Annotated in this window: 15 protein-coding genes; 4 read left to right on the top strand and 11 right to left on the bottom strand. The window is 57.8% G+C overall.

All coding sequences use genetic code 11. The annotated features are described in order from the left end of the window. Positions 1 to 159: 159 nt before the first annotated feature. The 8 genes from VGC33_RS06235 to aspS form a co-directional block, all read right to left on the bottom strand. Positions 160 to 384 carry a SymE family type I addiction module toxin gene (locus VGC33_RS06235; RefSeq protein ID WP_331119887.1) on the bottom strand — a complete coding sequence of 75 codons (225 nt, stop codon included), beginning with the start codon at positions 382 to 384 and terminating at the stop codon, positions 160 to 162. 601 nt (positions 385 to 985) lie between these two features. Next, the gene (locus VGC33_RS06240; RefSeq protein ID WP_331119888.1) at positions 986 to 1,180 is read right to left on the bottom strand and encodes a hypothetical protein; all 195 of its coding nucleotides are present in this window, start codon (positions 1,178 to 1,180) and stop codon (positions 986 to 988) included. Positions 1,181 to 1,463: 283 nt separating this feature from the next. Further along, positions 1,464 to 2,471 carry a Holliday junction branch migration DNA helicase RuvB gene (gene ruvB / locus VGC33_RS06245; RefSeq protein WP_331119889.1) on the bottom strand — a complete coding sequence of 336 codons (1,008 nt, stop codon included), beginning with the start codon at positions 2,469 to 2,471 and terminating at the stop codon, positions 1,464 to 1,466. Positions 2,472 to 2,479: 8 nt separating this feature from the next. Further along, entirely contained in the window at positions 2,480 to 3,100 is a 621-nt protein-coding gene (gene ruvA / locus VGC33_RS06250; RefSeq protein ID WP_331119890.1) for a Holliday junction branch migration protein RuvA, read from the bottom strand. 126 nt (positions 3,101 to 3,226) lie between these two features. Continuing rightward, positions 3,227 to 3,748, bottom strand: coding sequence for a crossover junction endodeoxyribonuclease RuvC (gene ruvC / locus VGC33_RS06255; RefSeq protein ID WP_331119891.1), 522 nt, complete (start codon positions 3,746 to 3,748; stop codon positions 3,227 to 3,229). 40 nt (positions 3,749 to 3,788) lie between these two features. Then, positions 3,789 to 4,532, bottom strand: coding sequence for a YebC/PmpR family DNA-binding transcriptional regulator (locus VGC33_RS06260; RefSeq protein ID WP_331119892.1), 744 nt, complete (start codon positions 4,530 to 4,532; stop codon positions 3,789 to 3,791). A 23-nt stretch (positions 4,533 to 4,555) separates the two neighbouring features. Beyond that, entirely contained in the window at positions 4,556 to 4,999 is a 444-nt protein-coding gene (gene nudB / locus VGC33_RS06265) for a dihydroneopterin triphosphate diphosphatase (protein ID WP_331119893.1), read from the bottom strand. Beyond that, positions 4,999 to 6,789 (bottom strand): aspartate--tRNA ligase, encoded by a 1,791-nt coding sequence (aspS, locus tag VGC33_RS06270; RefSeq protein ID WP_331119894.1) that lies wholly within the window; start codon positions 6,787 to 6,789, stop codon positions 4,999 to 5,001. The genes nudB and aspS overlap by 1 nt, the downstream gene beginning before the upstream one ends. A 329-nt stretch (positions 6,790 to 7,118) precedes the next feature. On the opposite strand from aspS, the gene VGC33_RS06275 reads away from it, so the two are divergent. Further along, the gene (locus tag VGC33_RS06275) at positions 7,119 to 7,685 is read left to right on the top strand and encodes a hydrolase (RefSeq protein ID WP_331119895.1); all 567 of its coding nucleotides are present in this window, start codon (positions 7,119 to 7,121) and stop codon (positions 7,683 to 7,685) included. Here the strand turns inward: VGC33_RS06275 and VGC33_RS06280 are convergent. Both VGC33_RS06280 and VGC33_RS06285 read right to left on the bottom strand, forming a co-directional pair. Further along, positions 7,682 to 8,407: an HNH endonuclease family protein gene (locus tag VGC33_RS06280; RefSeq protein ID WP_331119896.1), complete on the bottom strand. Its 726-nt coding sequence runs from the start codon at positions 8,405 to 8,407 to the stop codon at positions 7,682 to 7,684. The genes VGC33_RS06275 and VGC33_RS06280 overlap by 4 nt on opposite strands. Further along, a complete protein-coding gene (locus tag VGC33_RS06285; protein WP_331119897.1) occupies positions 8,407 to 9,699 on the bottom strand; it encodes an AAA family ATPase in 1,293 nt (430 codons plus the stop codon). The genes VGC33_RS06280 and VGC33_RS06285 overlap by 1 nt, the downstream gene beginning before the upstream one ends. A gap of 213 nt (positions 9,700 to 9,912) precedes the next feature. Here VGC33_RS06285 and VGC33_RS06290 point away from each other — a divergent pair, with 213 nt between their 5' ends. From VGC33_RS06290 to cmoB, 3 genes are all read left to right on the top strand, one after another. Then, complete coding sequence (locus VGC33_RS06290; protein ID WP_331119898.1) at positions 9,913 to 10,728, top strand: DUF72 domain-containing protein; 816 nt, start codon at positions 9,913 to 9,915, stop codon at positions 10,726 to 10,728. A gap of 139 nt (positions 10,729 to 10,867) precedes the next feature. Next, positions 10,868 to 11,611, top strand: coding sequence for a carboxy-S-adenosyl-L-methionine synthase CmoA (gene cmoA, locus VGC33_RS06295; protein ID WP_331119899.1), 744 nt, complete (start codon positions 10,868 to 10,870; stop codon positions 11,609 to 11,611). Further along, the gene (cmoB, locus tag VGC33_RS06300) at positions 11,608 to 12,579 is read left to right on the top strand and encodes a tRNA 5-methoxyuridine(34)/uridine 5-oxyacetic acid(34) synthase CmoB (protein WP_331119900.1); all 972 of its coding nucleotides are present in this window, start codon (positions 11,608 to 11,610) and stop codon (positions 12,577 to 12,579) included. Before cmoA ends, cmoB begins: the two co-directional genes overlap by 4 nt. A 98-nt stretch (positions 12,580 to 12,677) precedes the next feature. Here cmoB and cutC read toward each other — a convergent pair whose 3' ends face one another. Then, entirely contained in the window at positions 12,678 to 13,454 is a 777-nt protein-coding gene (gene cutC, locus VGC33_RS06305) for a copper homeostasis protein CutC (RefSeq protein ID WP_331119901.1), read from the bottom strand. Positions 13,455 to 13,474: the final 20 nt, after the last annotated feature.

The raw sequence follows: 13,474 nt of genomic DNA on the forward strand, positions 1-13,474 counted from the left end.
GCAGCAAGATACCGGGCAGGTCTACCGCTCGCCGCTGCTACTGGTAAAAATCCCCCTATTCTGAAATAAGATCCATTTCATAAATAAACAGACCGTCTGGCTGTTGTATAAAAAAAGGGGTAATAATACAGTACTCATCACTATTAGTTTAATCTCTCATTAAACTAATAGTTCCACATTGCTTATCAGCTGACCCTTTTTAGCGGTAACAGTGACAGATTGGCCGGTAAAAAAACCGTATTCATGCAGCCATTGACCTTTAATATGCAACGCAGGCGGCGCGTTGCGTTTACCGCCATTTGGCACGTAACCCACAGTATAAAAATGGCTATCAACTTTTGCTTGGGATGAGACGGGTTCTGACTTACAATTCTGTTTAGCCATGGTAACTACCTTTTATAGTCGCTGATGGTGAGCGGTGGTAAGGAGCTGTCACTCTTTATCACCGCGTTATTACTTAGAATATTTACTATTCAATTCATTATATTAATGCAAATAACAGTAGTACAAATTATTTGATACATATATTTTAAATCATCATAATTCTATAGAAAGACTCACTTATAATTAAGCAATGAAATATTAATTTTATATGCCAACCCATTTTATATACCCGCTATCTGTTCACCTAAATTCAGTAGGTTTATACTGGATAAGTCACCAGTGAATGAACGAAATGTCGACAGAAAACACTAAAAAATCAGTTTAGTTTTATTATGTTATTCGCGTAGGCAACGTTTATAAAATCGACATCTCTCTCAATATACTTTTAGTTGCTGTGAATGCGAAGTATTTGTTGACATATTTTAAAGCTAACATAATTATAATAATCAATCAAAATACCCTGCGATAATTATCACTATCATGGCCGTATTGCTATAGTATATGAGCAGTTATACATACCCGCCAATGATGCGATTATACATTCATTCATTTCACTATTTACAATGTTAATTTCGCCAGCGCGTAGCACTAAATTGCCTCTTCAGGCCACGCCGTTTATTTCAAACTTGCTTTTGACCTTGAACATCTTTTTGACTTTGAGTTTTTTTGAACTTGCTTTTGACGTTGACCATGGACCGGCATCAAGCGCGCTGACGGCACGGTTGACGCCCGGACGAGCCGCAGGGATGCGGCGAGAGCCAAGGCCCGCGCCAGGAGCGCGTGCCGTGCGGTCCATGGGGCGTGAGCCGGGACGGAAGGCAACGCGCAGCGGCGCGCGATCTGCCGGAAGCCCGGGTGTCGAGAGGGCCGGGGCGACTGCCGGCCCTTCGTCGATTGCCCCGCACGGTGCGGCATAATACACCACTGCACATGGCAAGCGAAACCTTCCCAAGCGCCGACCCAGCACCCACGCCCGGCAAGCGAAACCCGCCCAAGCGCCGACCCAGCACCCACGCCCGGCAAGCGAAACCCGCCCAAGCGCCGACCCAGCACCCACGCCCGGCCGCGACCGACCGTCGCTAAATTTCCCCGCGCACTATACCAAAATGCTTATATGCAAACGCGGTCGCAATCCTGCCCCGCGGCGTGCGCTGGATAAATCCCTGCTGGATCAGATACGGCTCAATCACATCCTCGATGGTTTCGCGCTCTTCACCGATTGCCGCCGCCAGGTTATCCAGCCCGACCGGGCCGCCGACAAATTTATCGATAATCGCCAGCAGCAGCTTGCGATCCATAAAGTCAAAGCCTTCGGTATCGACATTAAGCAGGTTCAGCGCGTTGACCGCCACATCGTCGGTGATATTGCCCTGGGCGCGGACCTCGGCAAAATCCCTGACCCGGCGCAGCAGGCGATTGGCGATCCGCGGCGTGCCGCGGGCGCGTTTGGCGATTTCATGGGAACCGGATTCGGTGATGCTCAACTCCAGGCATTGGGCGCTGCGTTTAACGATATGCTGTAAATCCGCCACCTGGTAAAACTCCAGGCGCTGGACGATACCGAAACGATCGCGCAACGGCGAGGTGAGTGAACCGGCACGGGTGGTGGCGCCCACCAGGGTAAAGGGCGGCAGTTCGATTTTAATCGAGCGCGCCGCCGGTCCGTCGCCTATCATGATATCCAGTTGGTAATCTTCCATCGCCGGGTAGAGCACTTCCTCCACCACCGGCGACAGGCGGTGGATTTCATCGATAAACAGCACGTCGTGCGGCTCAAGATTGGTCAGCATCGCCGCCAGATCGCCCGGTTTTTCCAGTACCGGCCCGGAGGTGGTGCGCAGGTTAACGCCCATCTCGTTGGCGACGATATGCGCCAGGGTGGTTTTCCCAAGCCCCGGCGGACCGAAAATCAGCAGGTGATCGAGCGCGTCGCCGCGCATCTTGGCCGCCTGGATAAAGATTTCCATTTGCTCGCGCACGTGGGGCTGGCCGATATAATCTTCCAGGGTTTTCGGCCGGATCGCCCGGTCGATCACCTCTTCCTCAATCACCACGCCGGCGGAAATCAAACGGTCTGCTTCAATCATCCTCTACCTCACAGCGCGGCGCGCAGGGCGTCGCGGATCATCGATTCACAATCGGCATCCGGCCTGGCCACTTTACTGACCATACGGCTGGCCTCCTGAGGCTTATAACCCAGGGAAACCAATGCCGCAACCGCTTCCGCTTCCGGATCGGTATCCGGCTTGCCGCTGGCCGGCGCGGTAAGAGGCATATCATTGCCGCCGCCGAGGGCAAACAGTTCGCCGTTCATGCCCTTGAAGCGGTCTTTCATTTCCACCACCAGGCGTTCGGCGGTTTTGGTGCCGACGCCCGGGAGTTTAACCAGCGCGCTGATTTCCTGGCGCTCAACGGTATTGACAAACTGCTGAGCCGACATGCCGGAAAGGATGGCCAGCGCCAGTTTGGGGCCAACGCCGTTCACTTTGATAAGCTCGCGAAACAGCGCGCGCTCCTGTTTATTGGTAAAGCCGAACAGCAGTTGGGCATCTTCGCGCACGATAAAATGGGTATAGATGATCGCTTCCACGCCGGTTTCGGGCAGCGCATAAAAACAGGTCATGGGCATATGGATTTCATAACCTACGCCATGGATCTCAAGCAGCACCAGCGGCGGTTGTTTCTCCAGAATGATGCCTCTAAGACGTCCGATCACAGTAACCTTCCTTTCAAAGCTTATTTATCATATGGCGATGGAGTGTTTATAACATAATAAAGGCTGGATGAATATCCAGCCGGGTTCGGGCGTGCGGGCGTAATCGACACGAGGATAAAGGCGGCGCTACCCCAGGCGGCCTCTGGAAAGATTAAGCCGGCTGTTGCCTAAGCGCAGCGCGTTCTGGTTGACATGGCAGTGGGTAATGGCAATCGCCAGGGCATCGGCGGCATCCGCCTGGGGACTGGCGGACAGCTTGAGCAACACCCGCACCATATGCTGCACCTGGGTTTTTTCCGCCGAACCGGTGCCGACCACCGTTTGTTTGACCTGGCGCGCGGCGTATTCAAACACCGGCAGCGCATGGTTCATCGCCGCGACGATGGCGACGCCGCGCGCCTGGCCGAGTTTAAGCGCCGAATCGGCGTTTTTCGCCATAAACACCTGTTCTATGGCGAAAAAATCCGGTTGGAACTGGGTGATGATTTCGCTGACGCCGGCATAGATAAGCTTCAGCCGGGTGGGCAGGTCATCCACCTTGGTGCGGATACACCCGCTGCCAAGGTAGGTGAGCACTCGTCCCTGCTGGCGCACAATGCCGTAGCCGGTGATGCGGGAGCCGGGATCGATACCGAGGATAATGGTCATCTCCGGGCGCCGCCCAGGCCGCCGTCATACCGCAAGTCCGTCACAGCGTTGCCGCCACCTCATCGGAGATCTCGCCGTTATGGTAGACTTCCTGGACGTCGTCGGAATCTTCCAGCAGGTCAATCAGCCTGAGCAGCTTGGGCGCGGTTTCCTCGTCCAGGTCGGCCTTGGTGGCGGGTATCAACCCCACCTCGGAGGAATCGGCGTGTAATCCGGCGGCTTCGAGGGCGTCCTTGACCCGGCCGAAATCTTCCGGCGAGGTGTACACATCGATAGCCCCGTCGTCATAGGTCACCACATCTTCCGCGCCGGCGTCCAGCGCCGCGTCCATCACCTGATCCTCCGTCAGGCCCGGAGCATAGGAAATCACCCCTTTTTTGGTAAACAGGTAGGAGACCGAGCCGTCGGTGCCCAGGTTGCCGCCGGTTTTGGTAAAGGCGTGGCGCACTTCGGCCACGGTGCGATTGCGATTGTCGCTCAGACACTCCACCATCACCGCCGTGCCGCCGGGGCCGTATCCTTCATACACAATGGTTTCCATTTGCGTATCGTCTTCGCCGCCGACGCCGCGCGCAATGGCGCGGTTTAGCGTGTCGCGCGTCATGTTGTTCGCCAGCGCCTTGTCCACCGCTGCGCGCAGGCGCGGATTGGACCCCACGTCGCCGCCGCCCAGACGCGCGGCGGTCACCAGCTCGCGAATGATTTTGGTGAAAATCTTGCCACGTTTACTGTCCTGGGCCGCTTTACGATGCTTGGTATTGGCCCACTTGCTATGACCTGCCATAACTCTCTCCGAAATAAGCCTTCTCAGGCCGGATAAATAACAAATTCTTCAATCGCCTGCCGATTGCTCCAGGATTTGGTCAACAAGGCCGCCCCGGCGGCCGGCAGCCAGCGGTAAGCCAGATGTTCGCTGATTGCGGGTACCCGCTCAGAGGGTAACGTTAAACTGAACCAATATTCTGTATTGCGCGTCACTCCCGGCGCATATCGGTGGCGTAAATGACTGAAAATTTCAAATTCGATACAACGTTCGCAGTCCCGCAGTGGCAGACGCTCTGCGTCGATATCGATGCCGGTTTCTTCCATGACCTCGCGCCTGGCGGCGGCGGCCGGGGATTCGTCTCCTTCCAGGCTGCCGGTCACCGACTGCCAGAACTGCGGATCATCCCGCCGCTGCAGCATCAGCACCCGGCCGCTGTCGCCGGCGTAAATGACGACCAGGACCGAGACCGGGCGTTTGAAGGCCATTATTGCTGTCCGCGCTCCGCCGCTTCCTTGCCCTTGCCCACCACGGCAATGGACAGTTCCGCCAGCGCCGCGGGGTTGCCGAAGCTTGGCGCGTCGGTCATGGGATCGGCGGCCGCGGTGGTCTTGGGAAAGGCGATGACGTCGCGGATATTATCGGTGCCGGTCAGCAGCATCACCAGGCGGTCAAGGCCAAAAGCCAGGCCGGCATGGGGCGGCGTGCCATATTTCAGCGCGTCGAGCAGGAAGCCGAATTTTTCGCGCTGTTCGTGTTCAGTGATGCCGAGTATGCCGAACACCGTCTGCTGCATTTCGCTGCGATGGATACGCACCGAGCCGCCGCCGACCTCATAGCCGTTCAATACCATGTCATAGGCGTTGGCCACGGCGTCAAGCGGCGCGGCCGCAAGCGCGTCGGGATCCATGGCCAGCGGCGCGGTAAAGGGATGATGCATGGCCGCCAGGCCGCCTTCGTCATCTTGTTCAAACATCGGGAAATCAATCACCCACAGCGGCGCCCAGCGCGTTTCATCAGTCAGCTTCAGGTCGCGGCCCAGCTTCAGGCGCAGCGCCCCCAACGCGTCGGTGGTGATTTTATAGCGATCCGCGCCGAAGAACAGGATGTCGCCGTCCTGGGCGCCGGTGCGGGCGAGGAGGGATTCAAGCACGGCGGCGTCGAGGAATTTGGCCACCGGGCTTTGTATGCCGTCCAGGCCCAGGTCGCGCTGGTTGACCTTGATATAGGCCAGGCCGCGGGCGCCGTAGATTTCAATAAACTTGCCGTATTCGTCGATCTGCTTGCGGCTCAGTTGGCCGCCGCCGGGTACGCGCAGGGCCGCCACGCGGCCTTTACTGTCGTTGGCGGGTCCCGAGAACACCTTGAACTCCAGGTCCTTGACCAGATCGGCGACGTCGACGATCTCCATGGGATTGCGCAGATCGGGCTTATCGGACCCGAAACGGCGCATCGCCTCGGCATAGGTCATCACCGGAAACGCGCCCAGATCAACGCCCTTGGTTTCCTGCCACAGCGTACGCACCAGTCGTTCCATCACCTCGCGCACCTGTTCGGCGCTCATAAAGCTGGTTTCCACGTCGATCTGGGTGAATTCGGGCTGGCGGTCGGCGCGCAAATCCTCGTCGCGAAAGCATTTTACGATTTGATAATAGCGGTCGAACCCGGACATCATCAACAGCTGCTTGAACAGCTGCGGCGACTGCGGCAGCGCGTAAAATTTGCCTTTATGCACCCGGCTGGGCACCAGGTAGTCGCGCGCGCCTTCAGGCGTGGCCTTGGTCAGCATCGGGGTTTCGATATCCAGGAACCCCTCGCCGTCCATAAAGCGCCGCACGACGCTGGTAATACGCGCGCGCGCCTTGAGGCGCTGCGCCATTTCCGGGCGGCGCAGGTCCAGGTAACGATATTTCAGCCGCTGCTCTTCGGTATTGGTTTGGTTTGAATCGAGAGGCAGCGGTTCGGAGCGGTTAATAATGGTAAGCTGGGTCGCCAGGACTTCCACCTCGCCGGTGGCCATGTCCTTATTGATCTGGCTGTCGGGACGCGCCCGCACCATGCCGGTCAGCTGGATGCAGAATTCGTTGCGCAGCTCGGCCGCGCGGCTGAATGCCTCCTGGCGGTCAGGGTCGAAAAATACCTGCGCCAGGCCTTCGCGATCCCGCATGTCGATAAAAATCAGCCCGCCGAGGTCCCGGCGGCGGTTGACCCAGCCGCACAGTGTCACTTCCTGGCCTACATGGGACAGATTGATCTGCCCGCAATATACAGTACGCATAACGATATCCTTGATTTTCAGCCCGTGCCGTCCCGCTCGGTTAAACGGGTCAGGGCTGTTATTCATAATTGACGACGTGGCGGCGATGCAGCGGTATTTTGCCGGCGTTCGAAAGGCGGCCATTATAAAGGAAATTCACCCGCAGGATAAGCCCGTCTGCGCCCCGCGCGCGCCGGCGGGTTAAATAATTCCTGATTAACATATTTATTAACAAAAATTCCCCTTTAGGCGCTGTCATCATCCCGTGCGGATAACATACCCTCTTGTGTCAGTGATATGAACAGGCAGCGGCCTGGATACAGGGTATTGTCATCAACCGGAGACTTTTTATGCTTAAGCTAGACCCCGCGCGCAGCGCGCTGGTACTGATTGACCTGCAAAAAGGGATAGTGCCGTTTGCCGGCGGCCCTTACAACGGCGAACAGGTAGTGGCCAGGGCCGCCGCCCTTGCCGCGCGCTTTCGCGCCGCGGGCGCGCCGGTGTTCCTGGTAAGGGTCGGCTGGTCGCCGGATTTCGGCGATGCGCCGAAGCAGACGGTGGATGCGCCCATGGGGGCAAGGAGCCTGCCGGAAGACTGGTGGGAATTTCCCGCGGAGCTGGGCGTAGAGGACAGCGATATCCGCATCCAAAAACGCCAGTGGGGCGCGTTTTACGGCACTGATTTGGATTTGCAGCTGCGCCGCCGCGGCATTTCCACCGTGGTGCTGGCCGGCATCGCCACCAATATCGGCGTGGAGTCCACCGCGCGCAACGCCTGGGAAATGGGCTATGAACTGGTGCTGGTGGAGGACGCCTGCAGCGCCCATAACAAGGAACAGCATGACGGCAGCATGCAAAATATTTTCCCGCGCATCAGCCGGGTGCGCTCAACAGGCGAGGTGTTGGCCGCCTTTTAGCCGGTAGCCGGCGTAAGGCGCCGGCGGGGTTCCCGAGCCGGCGCCGTCCGGCCCCGGGCCGGCCGCGTTGGCGCGCCGGGGGGGAAACAGCGGGTCCGGGTGCCCGGAAAATCGCCGACCAACCTGGCCAGCACCGCCTCCTCGCCGTTGAATACCGTCATCCAGATGGACCAGCCGCCGCTTAACGCCGCCAAATCAACAATCACCTGCGCATCGATGGCGCCCGCGCGCAACGGCGTCAGGTAACGCTCGGCCAGCGCCCAGATGGCCCGGCGATCGCTCCAGCGCTTATCTTTCAGGCTGTAAGCGGGATGGCCCGGACGGCGATCCAATCCCACCAACCGGATCAGCGCCCGCGCCCGCTCCAGGTCGGCCGCACCGGCCAATGCCGCGCTGTTCACCTCGACCCGGCCATCGCCGTAATAGGTGAAAATGCGGAAGGTATTGCTGACGGTGGGAAAAAACATGCCGCTCACGGCATTGACGCCTTTTACCGCATTGCAGTTTTTACAGGCCAGCAGAAAGTTGGACCATAAATATATTCGCTTGATATACAGGCTTTTGTGCCTGATATGTTCCACATCGATACCGCATGAATAACTGTGGCGCTCACAATAGCTGCAGTAGCCGCCTATGGCCAGCATCAGGTCGTGCTTGGCGCTGCCATAGGGTTTATATTCCGCTTTCCCTGCGGTGAACACTCTTTTATTAAGTGGTCGCATTATAATCCTTTTAACTTTCTCTCGGTGGTTAACAGATATGCCAGGACAGGATTATCGATAAATTCCACCTCAATATCGTCCAACCGGTGTTTTATTATCTTTACCTGCTCCCCGGCCGCGCCATCGCGGTTTAACAACGAGAAATACAGTGCGGCCAGACGCTGGTACTCAAGGAATTTTTTACTGCGCCTCACGTCGCCGATATCCATTTCATCCGCCACGATATCTTCCAGCCCCTTCATGTTGAGGTTAATCGAGGTGCTTTCCACGCCGCTGCCGGCGAGTTTAACCAGCTCATGGCTTTGCATCGACTGGATAATAAACGGTGAATGGGTGGTTACGATAAACTGGATGCGCGGGAAGGCATCCTTGAGCAATTGCACGATGTCGCGCTGCCAGGAGGGGTGAAGATGCATATCCAGTTCATCCACCAGCACCACGCCTTCGGTGTGCAATACCGCGTTTTCCCGCAGGTGCGGGTTTAATTTAATCGCCCGGTAGGCAATGTCGGCGGCCAGCCTGACGATGCTGCGATAGCCGCTGCTCAGCATGTCGAACGACGTCCATACGTCATCCGCCATGCGCCCGAGTATGGCGTTGTGCGCCCAGCTGTAATGGATTTTTTCCCAATCCGGCACCAGGGTGGTGATGGTATTGACGAACGCGAGGTATAAGCTCTTTTCCCGGCCGAATTTTAAAATGGAATCCTCATACTCCGCAAACCAGGAGACGAAGCGTTCGCGCAGGGTATCGGGATCCAGCGCCGCGGCATAGCCTTCCGTGCGGGCCGTGGCCCTCGAAGTGCGGCTGCGCGGCGTTTTATCGCTGAATAAACGGGCGGTGCCATAATAGGCAATCAGCGGCAGGGTGGTCTTGTCATCTGCCTCATAAATGTTTTTGCACAGACGTTCCACGTGCTTGATCATGGCGTTGGCGTCTTTATAGGTTGTCGCGCCGCCCGCGATTTTGTCGGTTGAGCGCGACCAGCAATATTCCTTTTCCTGCAGGGTATGGCATAACGTCACGTTAAACGGCAGTTGGTAATGCAACGCGTTTTCCGTCAGGACTTTCCTTTTATCCTGCTGGCGGAGCGTGCGGATATCCATGGCGCTGTCGCCGGTGACCTTTCTGACCCCGATAAAAAAGGTGCCCAGGGCAAACGCGATGGCGTCGAGAATACTGGTTTTACCCGTTGCGTTATCGCCGATAATAACATTGAAGCACTCATCAAGTTGCAATTCCAATAATTCAAAACATTTAAAATTTTTCAGTAAAATATGTTTAATTTTCATCAGGCAGTCCATTGCATTGCACTTTATTTTATTATGCCGCAGCGCGCTGTTAACATCCATAATAAATAGGCCTGCCGTTTATCGGAAAAATAAGCTCTCTCCGGCGCATGGCGGCCATGGATAATGTCGCCGCGCGCCGTCGCAAAGTTAATTTGTTATTATTAATATGCTAAGATGTGTACCATTGCCCTTCATTAAGGAAAACGCACCGCCATGTTTATCGGCTTGCCGCAGTGGCAACATAGCGCCTGGAACGCCCTGGGCATCGCCGGCCTGGCGGATTACGCCCGCCATTTTAACTGTGTGGAGGGCAATACCACCCTCTATGCCCTGCCCGACCCGGCGCGGGTCCATGACTGGCGCGCCATGACCACCGACAGCTTTCGCTTTTGCTTTAAATTTCCCGCGGCCATCAGCCATCAGGGCGCATTGCGTGATTTCCGCGCGCCTCTGGCGCAGTTCTACCAGGTGCTGGATCCGCTGGCCGGACGCATCGGTCAATACTGGCTGCAACTGCCCGCCGCCTTCGGTCCGGCGCAGCTTGATGACCTGTGGTCGTTCCTTGACGCCTTGTCCGGCGATTTCAGCTACGGTGTGGAAGTGCGCCATCCGCTGTTTTTCGCCAAGGGCGACGACGAGCGCCGGCTCAACCGGGGCTTGCAGCAGCGCGCTATCAATCGGGTGATGCTCGACAGCCGCCCGGTGCATCAGGCCGTCGGCGACTCACCCGCCCTGTTGGCGGCGCGGCGGCAAAAACCCAAGCTGCCGGTGCATGCCGTGCTCACCGGCGATCGGCCGCTGGTGCGCTTTATCGGCAATGAGGATAGCGCCGACAGCGTGCGTCTGTTTAAGCCATGGCTGGATAAGCTGGCGTTATGGTCGCAAAGCCGCACGCCTTATTTGTTTATCCACACGCCGGACATCGGCCACGCGCCGCGCCTGGCCCAGCAGCTATGGCCGCATCTTATGGCCCGGATCGGCGGACTCGGGCCGATGCCGCCCTGGCCGCGGCAGGAGACCTTGTTTTAACCTTTGCCGGGCGGGTGGGCTAAACCGGATGTTGATCGCGGCATGGCGCGGACGCGGGCGTCATAAGGCACGCGGGCGCATGCTTTGTGGCGCCAATCTGTTAGAATAACGGCTTTCCCTGACCAACCCCGATATTCCGATGACAAATCACGATAATCTTTTCTGCGCGCCCATCGCCAAACTGGGCGACTGGACCTTCGACGAGCGGGTGGCCGAGGTTTTCCCGGATATGATCCAGCGCTCGGTTCCCGGCTATTCCAATATCATTTCCATGATCGGCATGCTGGCCGGGCGGTTCGCCACTCCCGGGTCGCAGGTCTACGATCTCGGCTGCGCGCTGGGCGCCGCCACCCTGTCGATGCGCCGCAACATTACCGTCGACGATTGCCGCATTATCGCCGTGGATAATTCCGCCGCCATGGTGGAGCGCTGCCGCCGGCATATCGAAGCGTTTCGGGCCACGACGTCGGTTACGGTTATCGAGGCGGATATTCGCGACGTGCCGATAACCAATGCGTCGCTGGTGGTGCTGAATTTCACGCTCCAATTCCTTGAACCGGCGGATCGCCAGCGGGTGCTCGACCATGTTTTCGCCGGGCTGAACCCCGGCGGCGTGGTGGTGCTGTCCGAGAAGTTGAGTTTTACCGACGCGGGCATCGGCGAACTGCTGTTTAATATGCACCATGATTTTAAGCGGGCCAACGGCTACAGCGAACTGGAAATCAGTCAAAAACGCAGCATGCTGGAAAACGTCATGCTGACCGACACGGTGGAAACCCATAAGGCCAGGCTGCGCCAGGCCGGTTTCGGCCACGCCGAGGTCTGGTTCCAGTGCTTTAATTTCGGTTCGCTTATCGCCGTGAAACCGGAGGAACCGGCGTGACGGATTTTGGTGATTTTTATCAGCTGATTGCCAAAAGCCCGCTGAGCCATTGGCTCAATACCCTGCCCGCGCAGCTGAGCGCCTGGCAGCAGGATTCGCTGCACGGCAAATTCCGCCAGTGGTTTAACGCTGTCGAACGCCTGCCGCTGCTGACGCCCGAGCGGCTGGATCTGCTGCACGGCGTGACGGCGCGGGGAGCATCGCCCCTGTCGCCGGGGCAAAAAGAGGGGGTCGAATCCTTATTGCGCCAGCTGATGCCCTGGCGAAAAGGCCCCTTTTCCCTATACGATATCGAGATTGATACCGAATGGCGTTCAGACTGGAAGTGGGAGCGGGTCGCGCCGCATATCAGCCCGCTGGCCGGACGGATTATCCTGGATGTGGGCTGCGGCAGCGGTTATCACCTGTGGCGGGCTATCGGCGCGGGCGCGCAGCTGGCGGTGGGCATTGATCCCATGCAGCTGTTCCTTTGCCAGTTCGAGGCGGTGCGTAAACTGCTGGGCGGCGATCGGCGCGCCCATCTGCTGCCGCTGGGTATCGAGCAGTTGCCCGAACTGGCCGCCTTCGACACGGTATTTTCCATGGGGGTACTGTACCACCGGCGCTCGCCGCTGGATCATTTGCTACAGCTCAAGAACCAGTTGGTCAGCGGCGGCGAGCTGGTCCTGGAAACCCTGGTGGTGGAAGGCGACGACCGGCAGGTGCTGGTGCCGGGGGAGCGTTACGCCCAAATGCGCAACGTGTTTTTTATTCCCTCCACCGGCGCGCTGATGCTGTGGCTGGAAAAATGCGGTTTTGCGCAGGTACGGCTGGCGGATAGGGCGCCGACCACCACCAAAGAGCAGCGGCGCACCGCCTGGATGACCAGCGAATCGCTGGCCGACTTCCTGCATCCCGACGACCCCGGACTGACGGTCGAAGGCTACCCCGCCCCGCTGCGCGCCGTGGTGATTGCCCGCAAGCCCTGACGCTCCCGGCGGATAAAAAAAAGCCCCAAGAAATATTCCGGGGCTTGGTACTTGCAAGCATCACGTGGGTTAGTTCGTGTGCGCGGCAAAATCTGCGGTCAGGCCGGCCGATGCGAGGGGGTGGGTGCGGGGTTCGGCAACGGGGTGGATAACGCGTGCTTCATCGCAGCCACCATATCGCCATCAACGCAGTAGCGGGTAAATTCATCCACTTCATTGTCCACGCTCATGCTTACGCCCGCTTTGCGATAACGCATTCCGGAAGCAACCACCTGTCTTGCGGAACTGTGCAGTTCACGGATGCCGATTTGCTGGAACTTATGCAAATTGGTCAATCGCACGCCTGCGCCTGCCATAATGATTGGACCACGGCTTTGGCTATTCAGTTCCCTTAATAATGCCAAACCTGTTTCCGCGCTCTGCTGCTGGCCGGAGGTCAGGATGCGCGCCACGCCGAGATCGGTTAACTGCTGCAGGGCCTGGTAGGGATTGATGCACATATCGAACGCGCGGTGAAAGGTCACCGCCACGCCGCTACACTGCCCCATGATGCGCCGCATGCGCTGCAAATCGATATGGCCTTCCTCGTCCAGCACCCCGACCACCACGCCGGGAAACCCCATGTCGCGTATAGCCGCCAAATCATTAAGCATGCTGTCGAACTCGATGTCGCTGTAGCAAAAATCCCCACCCCGGGGCCTCACCATGGGATGAACGGGCAGCGCCAGCCTCTCCTTCGCCAGCCGGAGCGTGCCGTGGGAGGGCGTCAATCCCCCTTCTTTCGGGGCTGAGCACAGCTCGATTCGGTCCGCACCCGCTTGCTCCGCCGTTATTGCGCACTCAAGGCTATAGCAGCAGACTTCCAGTATAGGCATTGTATACTCCTTATAGACAT

The sequence above is a fragment of the Acerihabitans sp. genome (assembly GCF_036398755.1).
In the GTDB taxonomy this organism is placed as follows: Bacteria; Pseudomonadota; Gammaproteobacteria; order Enterobacterales; family Enterobacteriaceae; genus Acerihabitans.